This is a genomic window from Kitasatospora sp. HUAS MG31 (assembly GCF_040571325.1).
Taxonomy (GTDB): Bacteria; Actinomycetota; Actinomycetes; order Streptomycetales; family Streptomycetaceae; genus Kitasatospora; species Kitasatospora camelliae.
In genome coordinates this window covers 5,431,662-5,451,527 of sequence record NZ_CP159872.1, presented here as the reverse complement: position 1 = coordinate 5,451,527, position 19,866 = coordinate 5,431,662, and the positions used below count along the sequence as shown (strand labels likewise).

Annotated in this window: 19 protein-coding genes; 7 read left to right on the top strand and 12 right to left on the bottom strand. The window is 73.5% G+C overall.

What is annotated here, in order from left to right:
* Positions 1-102 precede the first annotated feature (102 nt).
* The gene (locus ABWK59_RS24385) at positions 103-1,704 is read left to right on the top strand and encodes a PucR family transcriptional regulator (RefSeq protein WP_354642742.1); all 1,602 of its coding nucleotides are present in this window, start codon (positions 103-105) and stop codon (positions 1,702-1,704) included.
* A gap of 48 nt (positions 1,705-1,752) precedes the next feature.
* On the opposite strand, the gene ABWK59_RS24380 is transcribed toward ABWK59_RS24385, so the two are convergent.
* Positions 1,753-3,207 (bottom strand): alkaline phosphatase PhoX, encoded by a 1,455-nt coding sequence (locus ABWK59_RS24380; protein ID WP_354642741.1) that lies wholly within the window; start codon positions 3,205-3,207, stop codon positions 1,753-1,755.
* Between the two features lie 197 nt (positions 3,208-3,404).
* On the bottom strand, positions 3,405-4,595 hold the full coding sequence (locus ABWK59_RS24375) for a hypothetical protein (protein WP_354642740.1): 1,191 nt from the start codon (positions 4,593-4,595) through the stop codon (positions 3,405-3,407).
* 200 nt (positions 4,596-4,795) lie between these two features.
* On the opposite strand from ABWK59_RS24375, the gene ABWK59_RS24370 reads away from it, so the two are divergent.
* Positions 4,796-5,239 (top strand): VOC family protein, encoded by a 444-nt coding sequence (locus ABWK59_RS24370; protein WP_354642739.1) that lies wholly within the window; start codon positions 4,796-4,798, stop codon positions 5,237-5,239.
* A 61-nt stretch (positions 5,240-5,300) separates the two neighbouring features.
* Here ABWK59_RS24370 and ABWK59_RS24365 read toward each other — a convergent pair whose 3' ends face one another.
* Complete coding sequence (locus tag ABWK59_RS24365) at positions 5,301-6,953, bottom strand: hypothetical protein (protein ID WP_354642738.1); 1,653 nt, start codon at positions 6,951-6,953, stop codon at positions 5,301-5,303.
* 291 nt (positions 6,954-7,244) lie between these two features.
* Between ABWK59_RS24365 and ABWK59_RS24360 the strand changes: the two genes are divergently transcribed.
* Positions 7,245-8,579 (top strand): MFS transporter, encoded by a 1,335-nt coding sequence (locus tag ABWK59_RS24360; RefSeq protein ID WP_354642737.1) that lies wholly within the window; start codon positions 7,245-7,247, stop codon positions 8,577-8,579.
* A 181-nt stretch (positions 8,580-8,760) separates the two neighbouring features.
* Here the strand turns inward: ABWK59_RS24360 and ABWK59_RS24355 are convergent, their stop codons facing one another.
* Positions 8,761-9,600, bottom strand: coding sequence for an RICIN domain-containing protein (locus tag ABWK59_RS24355; protein WP_354642736.1), 840 nt, complete (start codon positions 9,598-9,600; stop codon positions 8,761-8,763).
* A 60-nt stretch (positions 9,601-9,660) separates the two neighbouring features.
* Between ABWK59_RS24355 and ABWK59_RS24350 the strand changes: the two genes are divergently transcribed.
* Together ABWK59_RS24350 and ABWK59_RS24345 are read left to right on the top strand one after the other, a co-directional pair.
* Positions 9,661-10,215 (top strand): SigE family RNA polymerase sigma factor, encoded by a 555-nt coding sequence (locus ABWK59_RS24350; protein WP_354642735.1) that lies wholly within the window; start codon positions 9,661-9,663, stop codon positions 10,213-10,215.
* On the top strand, positions 10,212-10,985 hold the full coding sequence (locus tag ABWK59_RS24345) for a hypothetical protein (RefSeq protein ID WP_354642734.1): 774 nt from the start codon (positions 10,212-10,214) through the stop codon (positions 10,983-10,985). Before ABWK59_RS24350 ends, ABWK59_RS24345 begins: the two co-directional genes overlap by 4 nt.
* 99 nt (positions 10,986-11,084) lie before the next feature.
* Here ABWK59_RS24345 and ABWK59_RS24340 read toward each other — a convergent pair whose 3' ends face one another.
* From ABWK59_RS24340 to ABWK59_RS24305, 8 genes are read right to left on the bottom strand one after another with little or no spacing between them, the layout of a single operon-like run.
* Entirely contained in the window at positions 11,085-11,510 is a 426-nt protein-coding gene (locus tag ABWK59_RS24340) for a metal-sulfur cluster assembly factor (RefSeq protein WP_354642733.1), read from the bottom strand.
* A 15-nt stretch (positions 11,511-11,525) separates the two neighbouring features.
* On the bottom strand, positions 11,526-11,978 hold the full coding sequence (gene sufU, locus ABWK59_RS24335) for a Fe-S cluster assembly sulfur transfer protein SufU (protein WP_354642732.1): 453 nt from the start codon (positions 11,976-11,978) through the stop codon (positions 11,526-11,528).
* 12 nt (positions 11,979-11,990) lie between these two features.
* Positions 11,991-13,247 (bottom strand): cysteine desulfurase, encoded by a 1,257-nt coding sequence (locus ABWK59_RS24330; RefSeq protein WP_354642731.1) that lies wholly within the window; start codon positions 13,245-13,247, stop codon positions 11,991-11,993.
* On the bottom strand, positions 13,244-14,008 hold the full coding sequence (sufC, locus tag ABWK59_RS24325; RefSeq protein ID WP_354642730.1) for a Fe-S cluster assembly ATPase SufC: 765 nt from the start codon (positions 14,006-14,008) through the stop codon (positions 13,244-13,246). Before sufC ends, ABWK59_RS24330 begins: the two co-directional genes overlap by 4 nt.
* A 6-nt stretch (positions 14,009-14,014) precedes the next feature.
* On the bottom strand, positions 14,015-14,332 hold the full coding sequence (locus tag ABWK59_RS24320) for a non-heme iron oxygenase ferredoxin subunit (protein WP_354642729.1): 318 nt from the start codon (positions 14,330-14,332) through the stop codon (positions 14,015-14,017).
* Positions 14,329-15,564: a Fe-S cluster assembly protein SufD gene (gene sufD, locus ABWK59_RS24315; RefSeq protein ID WP_354642728.1), complete on the bottom strand. Its 1,236-nt coding sequence runs from the start codon at positions 15,562-15,564 to the stop codon at positions 14,329-14,331. Before sufD ends, ABWK59_RS24320 begins: the two co-directional genes overlap by 4 nt.
* A 56-nt stretch (positions 15,565-15,620) precedes the next feature.
* Complete coding sequence (gene sufB, locus ABWK59_RS24310; RefSeq protein WP_354642727.1) at positions 15,621-17,033, bottom strand: Fe-S cluster assembly protein SufB; 1,413 nt, start codon at positions 17,031-17,033, stop codon at positions 15,621-15,623.
* Positions 17,026-17,829 carry a helix-turn-helix transcriptional regulator gene (locus ABWK59_RS24305; RefSeq protein ID WP_354642725.1) on the bottom strand — a complete coding sequence of 268 codons (804 nt, stop codon included), beginning with the start codon at positions 17,827-17,829 and terminating at the stop codon, positions 17,026-17,028. The genes sufB and ABWK59_RS24305 overlap by 8 nt, the downstream gene beginning before the upstream one ends.
* Positions 17,830-18,047: 218 nt before the next feature.
* Here ABWK59_RS24305 and ABWK59_RS24300 point away from each other — a divergent pair, with 218 nt between their 5' ends.
* Positions 18,048-18,971 (top strand): ABC transporter ATP-binding protein, encoded by a 924-nt coding sequence (locus ABWK59_RS24300; RefSeq protein ID WP_354642724.1) that lies wholly within the window; start codon positions 18,048-18,050, stop codon positions 18,969-18,971.
* Positions 18,971-19,789 carry an ABC transporter permease gene (locus ABWK59_RS24295; protein WP_420492846.1) on the top strand — a complete coding sequence of 273 codons (819 nt, stop codon included), beginning with the start codon at positions 18,971-18,973 and terminating at the stop codon, positions 19,787-19,789. Before ABWK59_RS24300 ends, ABWK59_RS24295 begins: the two co-directional genes overlap by 1 nt.
* Positions 19,790-19,866: the final 77 nt, after the last annotated feature.

Genomic DNA, 19,866 nt, shown 5'->3' with positions numbered 1-19,866 from the left:
ACCGGGCCCGCTTTGTTGGCCACGCCGCCAAAATGCGCCGGATACCCTTGTCCGCGTGAACAGACGGCGTCCGGGGCGGCCCCCGACCGGCCGGGCGGGCTCGTGACCACGCCCGGGCTGCCGCTGCGGCAGCTGCTGATGTCACTGGGCGAGCCGCTGGTGGAGCTCCAGGCGGCCCCGGCGGGCCTGGACGTCCCGGTCAGGGACGTCTCCATCCTCGACCCGGAGGACCCGCCGACCGCCGCCGCCGGCGAGCTGGTCCTCGCCATCGGCGCCCGCGGCCGCGCCGCCCTGCCCGCCCTGCGCGCGGCCGGCCGGGCCCGGGCCGCCGCCGTGGCGGTCAAGCTGGACGGCCCCGGCCAGGCGGACGCGCTGCGCGAGGCGGCGACCGAGGCCGGGGTGGCGCTGCTCTCGGTCCGCCGGGAGACCCGCTGGGAGCACCTGGACTCGCTGGCCCGCGCCCTGATCGCCGGCCCGGACACCCAGGAGACCGCGGTCACCGACGCCGGCGACCTGTTCTCGCTGGCCCAGACCGTGGCCGTGCTCACCAACGGCATCGTCTCCGTCGAGGACACCTCCAGCCGGGTCCTCGCCTACTCCCGCTCCGCCGACTCCGACGAGGTGGACGACCTCCGCCGGCTGTCCATCCTCGGCTGGCAGGGCCCCGAGCCGTACCTGTCCAAGCTCCGCGAGTGGGGCGTCTTCCAGCACCTGCGCGGCTCCGACGCGGTCCTGGAGATCGACGCCCACCCCGAGCTGGGCATCCGCCGCCGGCTGGCGATCGGCATCCGGGCCGGCGCCCAGCAGCTCGGCACCATCTGGGTGCAGGAGGGTTCGCAGCCGCTCGCCCCGCACGCCGAACAGGCCCTGGTCGGCGCGGCCCGGGTGGCCGCCGCCCAGCTGGTCCGCCGCCGCCGCGAACTCTCCGCCGACGTCCGGCTGACCCAGACCCTGCTCACCGGCCTGCTGGAGGGCTCCACCGGCCCGCAGTCCCTGGCCACCCACCTCGGCCTGGACCTGCGCCGCCCGGCCACCGTCCTGGCGTACAGCGCCGCCCCCGCCGGGGGCCTGGACCCGGAGCTCTCCCGCGGCGAGGTGACCGGTCTGATCTCGGTGCACACCGCCGCCCGGCACCGCTCCGCCCTGCTCGCCCCGATCGAGTCCCGGGTGTACGTCCTGCTCCCCGAGCTGCCGCCCGGTCTGCCGCTGGCCACCCTGCGCAGCTGGGCCCAGGAGGTGATCGCCGCCGCCCGCGAGCACCTGGGCGTCCCGCTGCGGGCGGCGATCGGCTCCACGGTGGACGGGCTCGCCGCGGTGCCCGAGTCCCGGGCGCAGGCGGACCGGATCCTGGACGCGATGGGACGCGGCGGGGTCGACCTGGAGGTCGCGGCGCTGCCGGACGTCCAGGCGGAGGTGCTGGTCAGCGAGGTGCTGGCGCTGCTCCAGGAGCGCGGGGGCCTGCGGGACCCGCGGCTGACCGCGCTCACCGTCTACGACCGGCGGCACGGGACGCGGCTGGCGGAGTCGGTGCTGGCCTGGCTGGACGCGCTCGGCGAGGTCCGGGTGGCCGCGGACGCGCTGCACATCCACCCCAACACCCTGCGGTACCGCGTCCGCCGCGCCGAACAGCTCACCGGCCTCGACCTCGCCCAGCCCCAGCAGCGCCTGCTCGCCATGCTCCAGCTCCGCCTCCCGGAGGAGTAGGCGACCGGGCGACCCCGAGGGGTCACCCGGTCGCCGAAAGGCCGGGCGTCAGCCGCGGACGCAGCGGTGCCAGGGCCCCGTGATGGCGAGCATGATGCCCGGCGTCTGGATGTTGGCGAACAGCGTGTGCCCGTCGGCGGAGAAGGTGACGCCGGTGAACTCGCTGTACTCCGGCTCCTCGGCGGTGCCGAGGTTCAGCTCGTTCCGCGCGATCGCGTACGTCCGCCCGTCGTCCGTGGTGCCGAACAGGTGCTGGATGCCCTCGCCGTCCTCGGCGATCACCAGGCCGCCGTACGGCGAGACGGTGATGTTGTCCGGGCCGTCGTAGTTGCGGTCGCTCCACACGTCGTCGTTGACGCCGAGCAGGACCTTCAGGGTGAGGGTCCGGCGGGAGGGGCTGTAGAACCAGACCTGGCCGTCGTGCTGGACGGGGCTCTCGGAGCGGGCGTAGGAGGAGACGAAGTACACGCCGTTGTCACCCCACCACATGCCCTCCAGCTTGCGGGCGCGGGTGATCTCGCCGTCCTTGAACTGCTTGCGGACGGAGACGGTCCTGGCGTCGCGGTCCGGCACCTTGACCCAGTCGACGCCGTAGGTGGTGCCGATCCTGGTGGCGCGGGACAGGTCGTCGACGAAGGCGCCGTGCGAGTCGAAGCACTTGAAGGCCTCCAGCACGCCCGCGTCGTCGGCGAGGGTGCGCAGCTTGCCCTTGCCGTGCCGGAAGCCGGCCGGCGGGGTCCAGCGGAAGAGCAGGCCGTTCGGGTTGGAGGCGTCCTCGGTGAGGTAGACCTGGCCGCGGCGCTCGTCGGCCACGACGGCCTCGTGGGCGTACCGGCCGAAGGCCTTGACCGGCTTGGGGTCGCGGTTGGCGTCCTGGTCGTAGGGGTCGACCTCGAAGACGTAGCCGTGGTCCTTGGTCATGCCGTTCTGGCCGGCCTTGTCCTCGGTCTCCTCGCCGGTGAGCCAGGTGTCCCACGGGGTGCGGCCGCCGGCGCAGTTGGTGGAGGTGCCGGCGATGCCGACCCGCTCGACGGCCTTGCGGCCCCGGCGGACCTCGACCACCGTGCAGCCGCCGGCCGCGCCCGGGTCGTAGACGTGGCCGTCCAGCAGCGGCACCGGGTACGGCCAGTTGGCGCGGGGGCCCTTGAGCTCGTGGTTGACGACCAGCACGGTACCGCCGTGGCGGCCCGCGAAGGCGGCGGTGCCGTCGTGGTTGCTGGGGGTGGACTCGCCGGTCTCCAGGGTGGTCTCCCCGGTCCGGGTGACGACCTGGTAGCTGAAGCCCCGGGGAAGGGCGAGCAGGCCCTTCGGGTCGTCGACCAGCGGACCGTAGCCGAGGGCGGTGCGGGCACCCTGGGCCGCCTCGGCGGTCGGGGCCTCGCCACCGGCCGGGGCGGCGATCGCGCCCGGCGCGGTGGCCAGGACCTCGGCGCTGCCGGCGATGAGCACGCCGGCGCCGAGCAGGGTCGAGCGGTTGACGAAGTCCCGGCGGGACAGCGACATGAGGGTCACTCCAGGGGGAGAGGGGCGGTGCGGACGCCGACGGGCCGTCGACGTCCAGCAGGCTCGGCCCGCGGGGTGAATCCGGGGTGAACCGGATGCCTCGCCCGCGTGCCGAATGGCCGTCCTTCTCCCTACCCGCCCAGGACGGACGTGCACCTGCCAGATCCGGCGGCGCCGGCACCGGTCCTGGCGGCCCGTCAGTACTGGGTGCGCTCCACCCGCCACTGCTCCCAGGCCGTCAGCCAGGCGTCCTCGCCGCCGGCCGGCTGGTCCGCGGTGGCGCCCGACCACAGCCGCTCCCAGGCCCGCTGGGCCGGCAGGCTGGGCACCTCGCTGGCGAAGACGGTGTACCGGACCACCTCCTCCACCGCCGCCCGGCCCTCGACCGTACCGACCAGCCAGTCGGTGTGCTGGGCCAGCCGGGTGACGTGGTTGACCATGGTGCTGACCGCCTCGGTGGCCTCGTCCCGGGTCTCGGAGGCCAGCCGCATCTGCTGCCGCACGGCCGCCTCCCAGCGGACGGCGCCGGTCTCCCCGCGCAGCCGCCGGGGCAGCCGGGGCGTCCGGCCGGCCCGCAGCTGGGCCTCCATGGCCACCGCCTCGCAGACGCTGTGCTCCAGGACCTCGCGGTGCGCCTCCAGCCCGGCCACGGCGGGCAGCGCCCGCTCCTCGATCGGGACGCCGCCGGCCAGCCGGCGCATCGCCAGGTGCCGCTGCAGGGCCGTCCGCCCGGCGATGTACGGCTCGAAGTCCTCGATCCGCCGCAGCTCGATCCCGCCGGGCAGGACGCCGCGGCCGGTGACCGTCACCGTGACGCCGTCCAGCCGCAGCCGCCCGGCCCAGACCGCGCCGGCCCGCTCGTCCGACCGGCGGTCCTCGTGGATCTGCACGGCCCGCGGCTCGCCCTCCACGGTGATCCACTCGCGCAGCGCCCGGACCCGGCCGGGCTCGTCGCCCTCGTCGATCCCCAGGTGCTCGTACACCCGGTCGCGCTCGTCCTCGACCACGTCCTCCAGGTCGGGCAGCGGCCCGCCGTGGTCGGCGCCGGGCCGGTGGGTGCGGACGGTCACGTACGGGCCGGCCGGGGAGCCCCAGTCCCCGGAGCGCACCTCGACCCAGCCGAGCCGCCCGTTGAACTCCTCGTACTCGGCGAGGGCGTGCCGTGCGGCGTCCCGGGCGGCGTCCTGTGCCTCGTTCGCCGCGTCCCGGCCCGCGGAGGCACTCGGGGGCGCGTCCGTACCGCCGTGCGCCGCCGGATCCGGGTGCACACCCACCTGCACGCCGTAGACCGGGAAGTCCGCACCGGCCAGCACCGCGCGGTGGTGCGCCTCGTGGTCGGCGTAGAAGTCCTCGGGATCCTGGGGCCTGCTCGCGCGCTGACTCTTCATCCTCTGCCGCACCCCCGGGGCCTCGCCTCGCCTGTCGTCCCGCGGCCCGGCGGTCCGCTCCCAGCCCGCCCGCGCCGCGCCCGCCCCACGATACGTGGCCGGGAACTGTCGGACCATCAGCTTCGCCCGTACGGTTGCCGGATGAACCGACCGGGCCCGCCGTCGACGGGTTGTCAGTAGCATCTGCCTACATTGGCGGTATGACAGCAGCCCCCGGTGTCCCGGCCCGCATCAGCATCGTCACCCTCGGGGTGGCCGACCTCGCCCGCAGCAGCGCCTTCTACGAGGCCCTCGGCTGGAGCCGCTCGGCCGCGTCCAACGAGAGCATCGTCTGGTACCGCACGGCCGACTCGGCGCTCGGCCTGTTCCCGCACGAGGAACTGGCCGCCGACGCCGGGGTCCCCGGCGGCGGGGAGCCCGCGTTCCGCGGCGTCACCCTGGCGATCAACCTGGAGTCCCGGGCGCGGGTGGACGAGGCCATGGCGGCCGCGCAGAAGGCCGGCGCCACGGTGGTCAAGGCCCCGGTGGCGACCGACTGGGGCGGGTACTCCGGCTACTACGAGGACCCGGACGGCCACCTCTGGGAGCTGGCCCACAACCCGTTCTTCCCGCTCACCGAGGACGGCCGGCTCGACCTCCCGTGACCCCTCGCGAGACCCTCCGCGCGGGCCGCCCGACCGGGGCGGCCCGCGGGACGGCCACCGCTCACTTGCCCCGCTGCGACCTCGCCTTGAACGCCGCCTTGCGGGCCTCCTTGGCCACGTTCCGGTCCAGGTGCAGCTCGCCGACCACCTCCAGCACCTCCGCGGTGTACGGGTGCGGCACCCGCCACAGCTCGCCGAAGTAGCTCGCCGGGTTGTCGGTCACCGGCAGCGCCGCCACCAGCTCGCGCAGCCGGGCCGCGTCGCCCTGGCTGGCGAGGAGCACGGCCGCGAAGGAGTCCACGGTGTGCCACAGCGCCACCGGCCGCTCCGGCGGGGCCACCTCCAGGCCGTGCTCGCGGAGCCAGATCCGGGCCAGGCCGCCGAGGTCCGGGTCCTCCAGCACCTCCTCCACCGCCGGGTGCGCCGGGGTGCCCAGCTCGCCCAGCGCGACCACGCAGTACATCCGCCGCACCGGGCCGGTGGCGTCCCGCCCGCGGGCGGCGGCCAGCAGCTCCCGGGCGGCCGCCACCGGCTCCCGCCCGCTCAGCCACGCCTGCAGCTCCCGCTCGGGCAGCACATTGGTGGTCTCGGCGAGGCCGCGCAGCAGCGTCCCGGCGTCGCCCTGAGCCAGCTCGCCGATCAGCGGCGCGTCGTACCCCTCCTCCAGCAGCCACTCGCGGACGGCGTACTGCCCGAGCGGGGTGAGCCGGACCATGCCGAACCGGGCCGCCTCGGCCTCGTCCAGCGGGGCCTCCTCGTCCGCTGCGGCCGGCTCCCCGGCCTCCTCCTCCTCGAACAGCTCCGGGTCGATCGGCCGGTGCTCCAGCAGCCCCAGCTCGGCCAGGTCGGCGAGCATCGGGTCCAGGGAGACCATCAGGTCGGTGATGTCCCCGAGCATCTCCTCGTCCGGCTCCTCGCCCTCCGGCACCACCAGCAGCGCGGCGAGGACCCCGAGCGGCACCGTCTCGGCGCCGGGCTCGGCGAAGGCCGTGGTCTCGTACAGCACCTGCAGGGCCTCGTCGAGCAGCTCCGCGGCGGCGTCCCGGGCCTCCTCCACGTCGGACAGACCCGCCTCGTCCGGCCCCTCGTCCTCCTCGGCGCCCTCCTCGGCTCCGGCGCCCTCACCGGCCGGCTCCTCGCCCTCGGCGGGCAGCGAGTCCGCCTCGGCGGCCAGCTCGCGGACGATCCCGGCCGCCTCCAGCCACAGCGCGAGCACCGTCTCCGGGTCGCCCTCCTCGGCCGCCTCCAGGTCCGGGCCGGGGATGGCCACGTGCTCGCCCTCCGCGGTGGTGCCGGTCTCCACCAGGTCGAGGTCGCAGGCCAGCGCCCAGGCGCGCATCGCCTCGACCACCGCGTCCTCGGCCACCTCGCCCTCGGCCGGGGCCAGCTCCAGCAGCCGGGCGGCGGGCTCCCGGTCCGGCTCGGTGAGGTCGCCGTGCTCGTCCACCGGCCGGTGCGGGGCCGTCCAGCGGGCCAGCTTCAGCGCCCGGGCGATCAGCGGGACCCCCAGGGCGGCCGCGGCCAGCTCGGCGTCCGGCGGCAGGCTGATCGGCGGGACGATCACCGCGGAGTCGTCCAGGTCCTCGTCGCCGCCGTTGCTCGCACCGTAGAGGTCGGCCAGCTCGAAGTCGGCGGGCAGCAGACCCTCGCCGTGCTCCTCGCCGCCCTCGGACGTCGACGGGTTGTCTGAGGTGTAGCGGCTTCGTCCGGCCATCGTTGCGCGATCTCCCGTGGTGGCGTGGGGCCCTGCCGACCGGCCGACCCGTGGCGGTCCATCTACTCAGCGTATCGGCCGCACCCCCCGGATGCCCGCCGCGGGGGCGTGCCGCCGAGACCGCGTCCCGGACCACGTATCCTTCGCTGGGCGCCGTGCACACCCAGCGCGGCCCCGCCCGGGGCAACGAGGCCCCACTCCCACACACACCCGCTCCATCCGGGCCTCGCTGCCGGCCGCCACCCCTGGCCTGGCCGACCCGATGGTGCCCGGCCACAGGAGACCCCTGCCATGGCGGACCTCTCCCCCGCCGGCTCCGGCCTGTCCTCAGCGCACTTCGTTGACGGACGCAGCACCGGACGCCGACTGTCGGAGGCCCTGCTCCCCCTGGAGCTCGCACCACGCAAGCAGCTCCAGCTCTCCGCGATCAGCCGCTGGAACGCGCTGCGCGGCATCCGCGTCGGCCTCGTCGCCGCCGCCCTCCTCTTCCTCCTGATCGGCGCCAACCTGGCCACGCCGATCTACCCGCTGCTCCAGCAGCGCCTCGGCCTGACCCCGCTGGACACCACCGTGCTGTTCACGGTGTACGTCTTCGCGCTGGTCCCGGTCCTGGCGGTGGTCGGCCACTGGTCCGACCTCCTCGGCCGGCGGGCCCTGATCCTGCCCGCGGTCGGCCTCGCCGCCGCCGGCGACGCCCTGTTCGCCACCGCGGGCGGCTTCTGGCAGCTGGCCGCCGGCCGGGCCGTCCAGGGCATCGCGGTCGGCCTGTCCACCGGCGCCGCCGGCGCCGCCCTCGGCGACCTGCTGCCGGACCGCCCCACCCTGGCCGCCAAGCTCACCCTCGCCTGCTCGGCGGGCGGCGTCGCCCTCGGCCCGGTCGTCGGCGCGGCCCTCGCCGGCGGCGAGCACCCGCTGCTGACACCCTTCCTGCTGCACGCCGTCGCCCTGCTCGCGCTGTGCGTCCCGCTCGCCGTGGTGCACCCCCGGATGCCCGGCGGCCTGCGGTCCGAGGCCGCCCCGCCGCGCATCACCCTGCCCGCCCACCTGCGGCCCCAGCGCCTGCGGCTGCCCCGGGCCGGACGCCGTGCCTTCCTGCTCGCCTCCGGCGCCGGCTTCGTCTCGTACGGGGTCTTCGGCGTCTACCTGGCCCTCGCCCCCGCCTTCGCCACCCGGCTGCTGCACACCGACTCCCGGATGACCGGCGCCGTGGTGGCCGCCCTGCTGCTCGGCTCCTCCGCCGCCGCCCAGCTCCTGGTGCCGCCCACTGCGGACCGCCTGGTCATCGCCCTCGGCATGACCGGCCTCGCCACCGGCCTCGGCCTGGTCGTGGCGGCCGGCTACACCGGCACCCCGGCCCTGCTCTTCATCGGCAGCGTCCTCGGCGGCTCCTGCCAGGGCGTGGCGTTCCGCTCCCTGTTCACCGTGGCCGTCACCGCCATGGACCCGGAACGCCGCGGCAGCGAACTCTCCGCCCTCTGGATCATCGTCTACCTCGGCAGCTCCGCCCCCATCATCGCCGTCGGCGCCCTCACCCAGGCCTACGGCCTCCTCCCCGCCGTCAGCGGCTTCGCCACCGTCGCCGCCCTCGCCTGCCTCGGCCTCGCCGCCGCCTCCCTCAAGCGCTGACCCGACGCGCAGCGAGGCGCAGGGACGCACCCGGCCAACCACCAGGGGCACGGGGACGCAACCGGTCAACCACCAGGGGCGCGGGGAACTGCGCGAAACGGAAGACAGCTCACGTAGAGCCCTCCCGCTTCGCGCCGTTCCTCGCGCCCCTTTCAGTGGTGCACCAGTTGCCCCGGCCGGGTCAGATCTTCCACTGCTGCGTCGGGATGGCGTGGCACGTCCACTGCTGCGCCACCGCCCCGTCCGCCTTGCTGGAGTCCTCGATCTCCAGGCACTTGCCGCTGTTCCGGTTCACCAACTGCCGGTTCCCCGCACCGCCCCGCATCTCCCAGTGCTGCGTCGCGGTCCCGTCGCAGCCGCGCTGCTGCGCGTGCACCCCGTCGCCCTTCTGCCCGCCGGGGATCTCCAGGCACCTGCCGCTGTTGACGTTCCGCAGCTCCCACCCGTCGCCCACCCAGTGCAGCACCCACTGCATGGTCGGGTTCGAGGAGTACGTCCACTGCTGGGCCCGGCCGCCGTCGGTCTTCACGGAGTTCTCGATCTCCAGCGCCTTGCCGCTGTTGGCGTTGAGGACGCCGCCGCGGATGTCGGCCGGTGGCTTGGGGGCGGCCGGGGAGGCGGCGGGCGCGGGCCCGGACGGCTGGGCGGGCGCCGGGGCTCCCGGCTTGGAGGCGGGGCCGGAGGGCCGTGCGGGGGCGCTCGTCGACGCGGCGGCGGAGGCGGACGCGGAGACGGCCGGGGAGGGGGAGGCGGGTGCCGCGTCCGGTGGCGCGGGCAGTTCGGTCGGCAGGTCGGTGGGCACCGCGGCCGGTCCGGTCGGCGTCCCGGCCGCCGCGGGGCCGGCGCCGTTCCCCTTCCCGGGTCCGGAGACGGAGACCGCGACGGCGGTGATCCCGCCGACCGCCACCACGCCCGCGACCGCCGCCCCGACCACCCGGAGCAGCCTGCGCCGCCGCTGGGCCCGCTCGTTCTCGTCCGCCAGTCGAGCCCAGTCCGGCTCGTTCCCCACCCCGTAGACCATGGGCGCAGATTCTAGTGCGGTGGACAGAACCTCCCGCCGGGCGCGGGGAGTGGGAAGGGTGTGGAACGTGAGCAGAGGCTGCGGTTGGACGAGGACTTCACCGCCTTCGTGACGACCAAGGGCCGGCAACTCGTACGGCTGGCGGAACTCCTGACGGGTGATCCGCACCGGGCGGACGACCTGGTGCAGTCGGCGCTGGAGCGGGCGTACCCGCGCTGGCACCGGATCGCCAAGGACGACCCGACGGCGTACGTCCGGCGGATCGTGGTCAACCAGCACCGCGACTGGTGGCGGCGACTGCGCAACCGCGAGGTCCCGACCGACGCGGCACCGGACCGGGTCGACCCGGTGGACCAGGTGGACCGGTACGCCCAACGCGCCCTGGTGCTGGGCGCGTTGGCCCGGCTGACGGTCCGGGAGCGGACGGTGGTGGTGCTGCGCTACTACGAGGATCTGTCGGAGGCCCGGATCGCCGCCGAGCTGCACATCGCCCCGGGCACGGTGAAGAGCACCCTGAGCCGGGCCCTGGCGAAGCTGCGCACGTTCCCGGAACTGGCCGGTCGGCTCTCCCCCGAGCGGGCCGTGCCCCCCGTCAAGAGCGAGGTGAGGTCATGAGCACGGACAGCACAGACAGCACGGACAGCACGGACAGCACGGACAGCACGGACCGGGAGCTCGGGAACCTGCTGGACTACCCGGACCCGGGACGGCCCGGGCCCGACCCGGGGCGGATCATCCGGCGGGCCCGGCGGCGCCGCGCCCGGCAGGTGGTCGCCACGGCCACCGCGACCCTGGCCGTGGCGGGTGCCGCCGCCTGGCTGGCCACCACCACGGGCTCGGGCGGGCCGGCCGGCGGCGGGCAGCCGCTGACGGTGGCCGGCGCGCCCGCCTCGGCCACCGCCGCGCCGTCGCCCACGCCGACGGTCGAGCCGTCCCCGGTCCGCCGGGTGGCCGCCGGGGAGCGGATCGAGGTGCGGCCCGGGGTGAAGCTGTTCGTGACGGCGACCACCAAGTGCGTCGAGGAGGCGGCCTCCGGGGCCCCGACCGACGACCCGCAGTGCAAGGACATCGCCGGCCCCAACATGCGCCGGGAGAAGGGCGCCGAGGCGAGCGTCAGCGCCCAGATCCAGAGTTCGGGCGGGGTGTCGGTGGCCACCGGGACGTACCAGGGGAGCACCGTCCCGGCCCGGATCGTCGTCGAGGACCACGGGGTGAGGACGCTCGCGACCATCGTCACCACCGAGGGCATGGACGAATGGATGGCGTACTACGCGACCTGGCCGACCCAACCGAGGAGCGCCCAGGGCTTCGACTTCCCCACCGTCACGGCCTACGACGACCAGGGCAACGTCCTGGCGCCCGTCCGTCCCACCGCACGGCACTGACCCGACCCGAACCGGCACCGACGAGCCGCCACCCCCGAGACACCACTGCCCGCCCGGGTCGAAGCCGGGCGGGCAGTGGCGGTCACAGGACCGACGGGGTCAGACGTTGAAGCCCAGGGCGCGGAGCTGCTCCCGGCCGTCGTCGGTGATCTTGTCCGGACCCCACGGCGGCATCCAGACCCAGTTGATCCGCAGGTCCTTCACCAGGCCGTCGGTGGCGGTCCTGGCCTGGTCCTCGATGACGTCGGTCAGCGGGCAGGCCGCCGAGGTGAGCGTCATGTCCACGGTGGCCACGTCGCCCTCGTCGATGTGGATGCCGTAGATCAGGCCGAGGTTGACCACGTCGATGCCCAGCTCGGGGTCGACCACGTCCATCAGGGCCTCGTAGAGGTCCTCGACGGCGACCGTGCCCGCGCTGGTGAAGCCGTGGGCCTCCGCGGCCTCGGTCTCCACCGCCGCGGTGTCCACCGCCGCGGTGTCCACCGCCTCGGTCTCCACCGCCTCGGTGTCCCGGGTGTCACTCATGGGTGTTCCGTCCGTTCAGTCGTTGATCGCGGGCTGCTGGCCGAGCGCCTTGGCGGTGGCGTCCTTCCAGGCCATCCAGCTCAGCAGGGCGCACTTGACCCGGGCCGGGTACTTGGAGACGCCGGCGAACGCCACCGCGTCCTCCAGCACCTCCTCGTCGCCCTCCAGCTGGCCCTTGCTCTGCATGAGCTCCAGGAAGGCCTCCTGGATCACCTGGGCGTCGCCCACCGCCTTGCCCACCACCAGGTCGTTCAGCACCGAGGCGCTGGCCTGGCTGATCGAGCAGCCCTGCGACTCGTAGCTGACGTCGGCGACCACCGAGCCGTCCAGACGGACCCGGAGGGTGATCTCGTCACCGCAGGTGGGGTTGACGTGGTGCACCTCGGCGTCACCGTCCCGCAGCCCCTTGCCGTGGGGGTTGCGGTAGTGGTCCAGGATGATCTCCTGGTACATCGAGTCCAGCTTCATGTGACCTTGTCCTCAGCCGAAGAAGTCGCGGACGTGGTGCAGCCCGTCGATCAGGGCGTCCACCTCGGCCGGCGTCGAGTACAGGTAGAACGACGCCCGCGTGGTCGCAGGAATTCCGTACCGGAGGCAGACCGGCCGCGCGCAGTGGTGGCCGACGCGCACGGCGATGCCCTGCTCGTCCAGCACCTGGCCCACGTCGTGCGGGTGGATGTCGCCGAGGGTGAAGGAGATCGCGGCGGCCCGGTCCACGGCGGTGCGCGGACCGATGATCCGCAGGTCCGGGACCTCCAGCAGCCGCTCCACCGCGTACTCGGTGATCGCGTGCTCGTGCGCGGCGATCCGGTCCATGCCGATGGCGGCGAGGTAGTCCACGGCCGCGCCCAGCCCGACCGCCTGGGCGATCGGCGGGGTGCCCGCCTCGAACTTGTGCGGCGCGGGGGCGTACGTGGACGACCCCATCGTCACGGTCTCGATCATCTCGCCGCCGCCGAGGAAGGGAGGCAGGTCCTCCAGCAGCTCGTGCCGGCCCCAGAGCACGCCGATGCCGGTCGGGGCCAGCATCTTGTGCCCGGTGAAGGCCACGAAGTCGGCCTCCAGCGCCTGGACGTCCAGCACCATGTGCGGGGCGGCCTGGGAGGCGTCGATGACGACCAGGGCGCCGACCGCCTGGGCCCGCCGGACGATCGTCTCGACCGGGTTGATGGTGCCCAGCAGGTTGGAGACCAGGGTGAAGGAGACCACCTTGGTGCGCTCGGTGATGATCTCGTCGATGTTCGAGAGGTCGAGCCGGCCCTCGTCGGTCAGCCCGAACCACTTCAGCTTCGCGCCGGTGCGCTGCGAGAGCAGCTGCCACGGGACGATGTTGGAGTGGTGCTCCATCTCGGTGATCACGATCTCCGAGTCGGCGTCCACCCGGTAGGGCTCGTCCGCCCAGCCGAGCATGTTGGCGACCAGGTTGAGCGACTCCGAGGCGTTCTTGGTGAAGATCACCTCGTCCCGGCTGGGCGCGTTCACGAAGGCCGCGACCTTGTCACGGGCGCCCTCGTACAGCGCCGTGGCCTCCTCGGCCAGCACGTGGACGCCGCGATGGACGTTGGCGTTGTGCCGCTCGTAGTAGGCGTTCAGCGCGTCCAGCACCTGGCGGGGCTTCTGCGAGGTGGCCGCGTTGTCCAGGTAGACCAGCGGCTTTCCGTCGTGCAGCAGCCGCTGCAGGACGGGGAAGTCCTTGCGGATCGCGTCGGTGTCGAGCAGGCCTGGCAGGTTCGTCACTCGGAAGCGCCGCCCTTCACGTAGCTCTCGTAGCCCTCTTCCTCCAGCTTGTCGGCGAGCTCGGCGCCGCCGGACTCGACGATGCGGCCGGCCGAGAAGACGTGGACGTAGTCGGGCTTGATGTACCGCAGGATGCGGGTGTAGTGGGTCACCAGCAGGGTGCCCACCTCGCCGGTGGAGCGGACCCGGTTGATGCCCTCGGAGACGATGCGCAGCGCGTCGACGTCCAGGCCGGAGTCGGTCTCGTCGAGGATCGCGATCTTCGGCTTGAGGAGCTCCAGCTGGAGGATCTCGTGGCGCTTCTTCTCACCGCCGGAGAAGCCCTCGTTGACGTTGCGCTCGGCGAACGCCGGGTCCATCGACAGGGCGGCCATGGCCTCCTTGACCTCCTTGACCCACAGCCGCAGCTTGGGGGCCTCGCCGCGGACGGCGGTGGCGGCGGTGCGCAGGAAGTTGGAGACCGAGACGCCGGGGACCTCGACCGGGTACTGCATGGCCAGGAAGAGGCCGGCGCGGGCGCGCTCGTCGACCGACATCTCCAGGACGTCCTCGCCGTCGAGCAGCACCGAGCCGCTGGTGACGGTGTACTTCGGGTGGCCGGCCAGCGAGTACGCGAGGGTCGACTTGCCGGAGCCGTTGGGGCCCATGATGGCGTGGGTCTCGCCCTGCTTCACGGTCAGGTCGACGCCGCGCAGGATCTCGCGGGGGCCGGCCTCCGCCTCGACGGAGACGTGCAGGTCGCGGATTTCAAGGGTTGCCATATGGACTCAGGACTCCTGGTTGACGGAGACGAGCACATCGTCCCCTTCGATCTTTACGGGGTAGACAGCGACCGGCTTGGTGGCGGGCAGGCCGGAGGGCTTGCCGGTCCGGAGGTCGAAGCTGGAGCCGTGCAGCCAGCACTCGATCATGCAGTCCTCGACCTCGCCCTCGGAGAGCGAGACGTTGGCGTGCGAGCAGATGTCGTTGACGGCGAAGACGCCCTCGTCGGTCCGCACCACGGCCACGGGCACGCCGTTCAGCTCGACGCGCCGCGGGACGTCCTCCTGCAGCGCGCTCAGCGAGCAGGCACGGAGGTACGTCATGCCACCGTCTCTTCCAGCTCGGCCTCGATCTTCTCCATGAGGCGGTCCTGGATCTCGGCGACGCCGATCTGCTGGACCAGCTCGGCGAAGAAGCCGCGGACCACCAGGCGGCGGGCCTCGTCGGCCGGGATGCCGCGGGCCTGCAGGTAGAACAGCTGCTCGTCGTCGAAGCGGCCGGTCGCCGAGGCGTGGCCGGCGCCGACGATCTCGCCGGTCTCGATCTCCAGGTTCGGGATCGAGTCGACCCGGGCGCCGTCGGTGAGCACCAGGTTGCGGTTGAGCTCGTAGGTGTCGGTGCCCAGGGCGGCCGCGCGGATCAGCACGTCGCCGACCCAGACCGCGTGCGCGTCCTGGCCCTGCAGCGCGCCCTTGTACGCCACGTTCGACCGGCAGTGCGGCGTGTCGTGGTCGATGATCAGGCGGTGCTCCAGGTGCTGGCCGGCGTCCGCGAAGTACAGGCCGTACAGGTCGGCCTCGCCGCCGGGGCCGGCGTAGTTGACCCGCGGGTGGATGCGGACCAGGTCGCCGCCGAAGGTCACCACGACCGACTTGAAGGAGGCGTCCCGGCCGACCAGCGCGTTGTGCTGGGAGGCGTGGACGGCGTCCCGCTCCCAGTCCTGGACGGACACGAAGGTGAGCTTGGCACCGTCGCCGACCAGCAGCTCGACGTTGGCGGCGCGGGTGCCGGTGCCGGTGTGGTTGATCACCACGACGGCCTCGGCGAACGGCTTGACGTCGATCACCACGTGGGCGAAGTTGACGCCGCCCTCGCCGTGCACGTCGATCTTGACCGGCTCGGTGAGCACCGCGTCCTTGGGGACGGTGACCACCAGGGCCTGCTCGAAGGCGCTGAACGCCTGCGCGGCGACCCGGTCGACCGGGGTGCCGGCCTTGCCCAGGCGGGCGTCGTCACGGCCGACGGTCTCGGCGGTGACGCCCTCCGGCAGCCCGAGCTCGATCTTGTCCTCGCCGCGGGCGGACTCGACGGCGGCGCCGTCGTGCAGGCCGCCGAGGCGGTGCAGCGGGGTGAACCGCCAGTCCTCCTCGCGGCCGTGCGGCACCGGGAAGTCGTTCACGTCGTACGAGGGCTTGACCGCGACGCGGGCGTCGATCGGCTGCTGGACCGTGGCGCGGCCGGTGCCCGGGCCGGCCAGCTGCGCGCCGGCGCCGGCGGTGCCGACCTCGATCGAGCCGGCGGTGGTCGCGCCGGAGGTGTTCTGAACGTCAGCCATGGCTGTTCGTGTTGCTCTCTTCCTCAAGAATCGTGGACGGGGGGTGGGGCCGGGCGTCAGCCGACCGCGCCCTCCATCTGCAGCTCGATCAGCCGGTTCAGCTCCAGCGCGTACTCCATCGGCAGCTCGCGCGCGATGGGCTCGACGAAGCCGCGGACGATCATCGCCATGGCCTCGGTCTCGGTCATGCCGCGGCTCATCAGGTAGAAGAGCTGGTCCTCGCTGACCTTGGAGACGGTGGCCTCGTGGCCCATGGACACGTCGTCCTCGCGGACGTCCACGTAGGGGTAGGTGTCCGAGCGGGAGATGGTGTCGACCAGCAGCGCGTCGCAGAGCACGTTGGACTTGGCGCCGTGCGAGCCCTCGCCGATCTCGATCAGGCCGCGGTAGGAGGTGCGGCCGCCGCCGCGCGCCACCGACTTGGAGACGATGTGCGAGGAGGTGTTGGGCGCCATGTGCACCATCTTGGCGCCGGCGTCCTGGTGCTGGCCCTCGCCCGCGAAGGCGATCGACAGGGTCTCGCCCTTGGCGTGCTCGCCCATCAGGTAGACGGCCGGGTACTTCATGGTGACCTTGGAGCCGATGTTGCCGTCGACCCACTCCATGGTCGCGCCCTCGTACGCCACGGCGCGCTTGGTGACCAGGTTGTAGACGTTGTTCGACCAGTTCTGGATGGTCGTGTAGCGGCAGCGGCCGCCCTTCTTGACGATGATCTCCACGACCGCGGAGTGCAGCGAGTCCGAGGAGTAGATCGGCGCGGTGCAGCCCTCGACGTAGTGGACGTAGGCGTCCTCGTCGACGATGATCAGCGTCCGCTCGAACTGGCCCATGTTCTCGGTGTTGATCCGGAAGTAGGCCTGCAGCGGGATGTCCACGTGCACGCCCTTCGGCACGTAGATGAACGAGCCGCCGGACCACACCGCGGTGTTCAGCGCGGCGAACTTGTTGTCACCGGCCGGGATGACGGTGCCGAAGTACTCCTTGAAGAGCTCCGGGTGCTCCTTCAGCGCGGTGTCGGTGTCCAGGAAGATGACGCCCTGCTCCTCCAGGTCCTCGCGGATCTGGTGGTAGACGACCTCGGACTCGTACTGCGCGGCGACACCGGCGACCAGGCGCTGCTTCTCCGCCTCCGGGATGCCCAGCTTGTCGTAGGTGGCCTTGATGTCCGCGGGCAGGTCCTCCCAGGACTCCGCCTGCTTCTCGGTGGACCGCACGAAGTACTTGATGTTGTCGAAGTCGATGCCCGACAGGTCGGAGCCCCAGGTCGGCATGGGCTTCTTGCCGAACAGCTTCAGGCCCTTGAGGCGCAGGTTGAGCATCCACTCGGACTCGGACTTCTTCGCCGAGATGTCACGGACGACGTCCTCGCTCAGACCGCGCTTGGCGGCGGAGCCGGCCACGTCCGAGTCGGCCCAGCCGTACTCGTAGGTGCCCAGGCCTTCGAGCTCGGGGTGTGCGATGTCAGTCATGCGAGGTTCCTCCGCGCGGACGAGCCGATTCGTTGGGGGACGTACCGGCAGTCGGCACGGCACCGGGCTCCCGCACGGCGGCGGGGGACGGTGCGGCACCGGATGCCGGCACATACGTGGTGCAGACCCCGTCGCCGTGGGCGATGGTGGCCAGCCGTTGCACATGGGTGCCCAGGAGCTGGGAGAAGACTTCCGTCTCCGCCTCGCAGAGCTGGGGGAACTGCTCGGCGATGTGCGCGACCGGGCAGTGGTGCTGGCAGAGCTGGGCGCCGGCCGGGGCTTTCGCCGCCGCGGCGGAGGGCACACGCCGCACCGTGGCAGCGTACCCGTCGGCACTCAGCGCCTCGGCGAGTGCCTCGGCGCGCTGCTCGGCCGCGACCTGCTCCAGGCTGCCCTGGTACCGCTGGCCCTGCTTGGCGAAGCGGGCCCGGGCGAAGGCGGCGACCGCCTCCTCGCCCGCCGGACCGCCGCCGACCGACTCCGAGATCCAGCGCAGCGCGTCGGCCGCGAGCTGGTCGTACGCCTGGTAGAAGGCGTCCCGCCCGGACTCGGTGAGGGCGAAGACCTTGGCCGGGCGGCCGCGGCCGCGGCTGCCGTACACCCGCTGCTCACGGGACTCCACCAGGCCTGCGGCGGCCAGCGAGTCGAGGTGGCGGCGGACGGCGGCGGCGGTCAGGCCGAGGCGGCTGGCCAGGTCGGCGGCGGAGGACGGGCCGTGGTCCAGGATCGAGCGGGCGACCCGGTCCCGGGTCGCCCGGTGGCCGTCCAGCAGGACCTCCGCGGCCGTCGCGGGCACGGCACAACCGGGGGCCGGCTCGGCCACCCTGTCCTGTGCGGAGTGCTCGCGGATGTTTTTCACAACACGATTGTTGCGTAATTCCGTCCGGAAGAACAAGCCGTGATCCACGCCTCACCGGTGGCTTCCATCACGCAGGTAAGGCTTACCTGGCCTGGGAAAACGATCTCGGAAGCCGGTGTCAAGCCCGCCACGAGCCGCCTCTTACACTCGCCTGCATGCAGACTCAAACGGCCGTCGAGGTGACCGGGCTGGTCAAGCGGTACGGCGCCAAGGCCGCGGTGGACGGTCTGGACCTCACCATCGCGCGCGGTTCGATCACCGCCGTGCTGGGCCCGAACGGCGCCGGCAAGACCACCACCATCGAGACCTGCGAGGGCTACCGCCGCCCCGACGCCGGCACCGTCCGGGTGCTCGGCCTGGACCCGGTGGCCGACGCCGCCCGCCTGCGCCCCCGGATCGGCGTGATGCTGCAGGCCGGCGGCGTCTACGCCGGCGCCCGCGCGGTCGAGATGCTGCGCCACACCGCGAAGCTGTACGCCGAGCCGCTGGAGGTCGACCCGCTGGTCGAGCGCCTCGGCCTCGGCTCCTGCGGCCGTACCCCGTACCGCCGGCTCTCCGGCGGCCAGCAGCAGCGCCTGGGCCTCGCCATGGCCGTGGTCGGCCGCCCCGAGCTGGTCTTCCTGGACGAGCCCACCGCCGGCCTGGACCCGCAGGCCCGCCGGGCCACCTGGGAGCTGGTCCGCGAGCTCCACCGGGACGGGGTCACCGTGGTGGTCACCACCCACCACATGGACGAGGCCGAGCAGCTGGCCGACACCGTGGCGATCGTGGACCGCGGCCGGGTGATCGCCCGCGGCACGCCCGCCGAGCTCTGCCGCTCCGGCGCCGAATCCACCCTGCGCTTCGACGGCCCGCCCGGCCTCGACCTGGACTCGCTGCGCGGCGTGCTGCCCGACGGCGCCTCGGTGACCGAGCCCTCCCCGGGCACGTACCGGATCGAGGCGCCGGTGGACCCGGGCCTGCTCGCCGCGGTCACCGCCTGGTGCGCAGCCGCCGGCGTGATGCCGGACGGACTGGCCGTGCAGCGGCGCAGCCTCGAAGACGTCTTCCTCGACCTGACCGGACGGGAGCTCCGCTGATGAGCGAGCGAACCATCGAGCACGACCGCCCCGCCGCCGCGGACCGGCCCGCCCCGGGCGGGTACGCCCCCCGGCCCGGCGCCGCCCCGGTCGGCCGGATGCTGCTCGCGCAGACCGCGCTGGAGACCCGGATGCTGCTGCGCAACGGTGAGCAGCTGCTGCTCACCGTGGTGATCCCGACCGTGCTGCTGGTGCTGTTCAGCGCGGTGGACATCGTGGCCGCGGACGGCCCAGGCCGGCGGGTGGACTTCCTCGCCCCCGGCCTGCTGGCGCTGGCCGTGATGTCCACCGCCTTCACCGGCCAGGCCATCGCCACCGGCTTCGAGCGCCGCTACGGGGTGCTGAAGCGGCTGGGCTCCACCCCGCTGCCGCGCTGGGCGCTGCTGACCGCCAAGACCGGCTGCGTGCTGGTCACCGAGGTGCTGCAGGTGCTGCTGCTGTCGGCGATCGCGCTGGCCCTCGGCTGGTCCCCGCAGGGCAACCCGCTGGCGGTGGCGGGCCTGCTGGTGCTGGGCACCGCCGCCTTCTCCGGGCTCGGCCTGCTGATGGCCGGCACCCTGCGCGCGGAGGCCACCCTGGCCGCCGCCAACCTGGTGTTCATCCTGCTGCTGCTGGCCGGCGGCGTGGTGGTCCCGCTGTCGCGGTTCCCCGAGGCGGTCCGCCCGGCGCTGGAGCTGCTGCCGATCAGCGCCCTCTCGGACGGACTGCGCTCGGTCCTCCAGTACGGCGGCTCGGTGCCCTGGGGCGACCTGGGCGTCCTCGCCGTCTGGGCCGTCCTCGGCCTGGGCGCCGCCGCCCGCTTCTTCCGCTGGGAGTGACGGCATTCGACGGTGACCGGTGTGCGAGGAAGATCCCCTTTTGGGGCGCCCGGCACCCCGCCCGAAGATCGGACGTA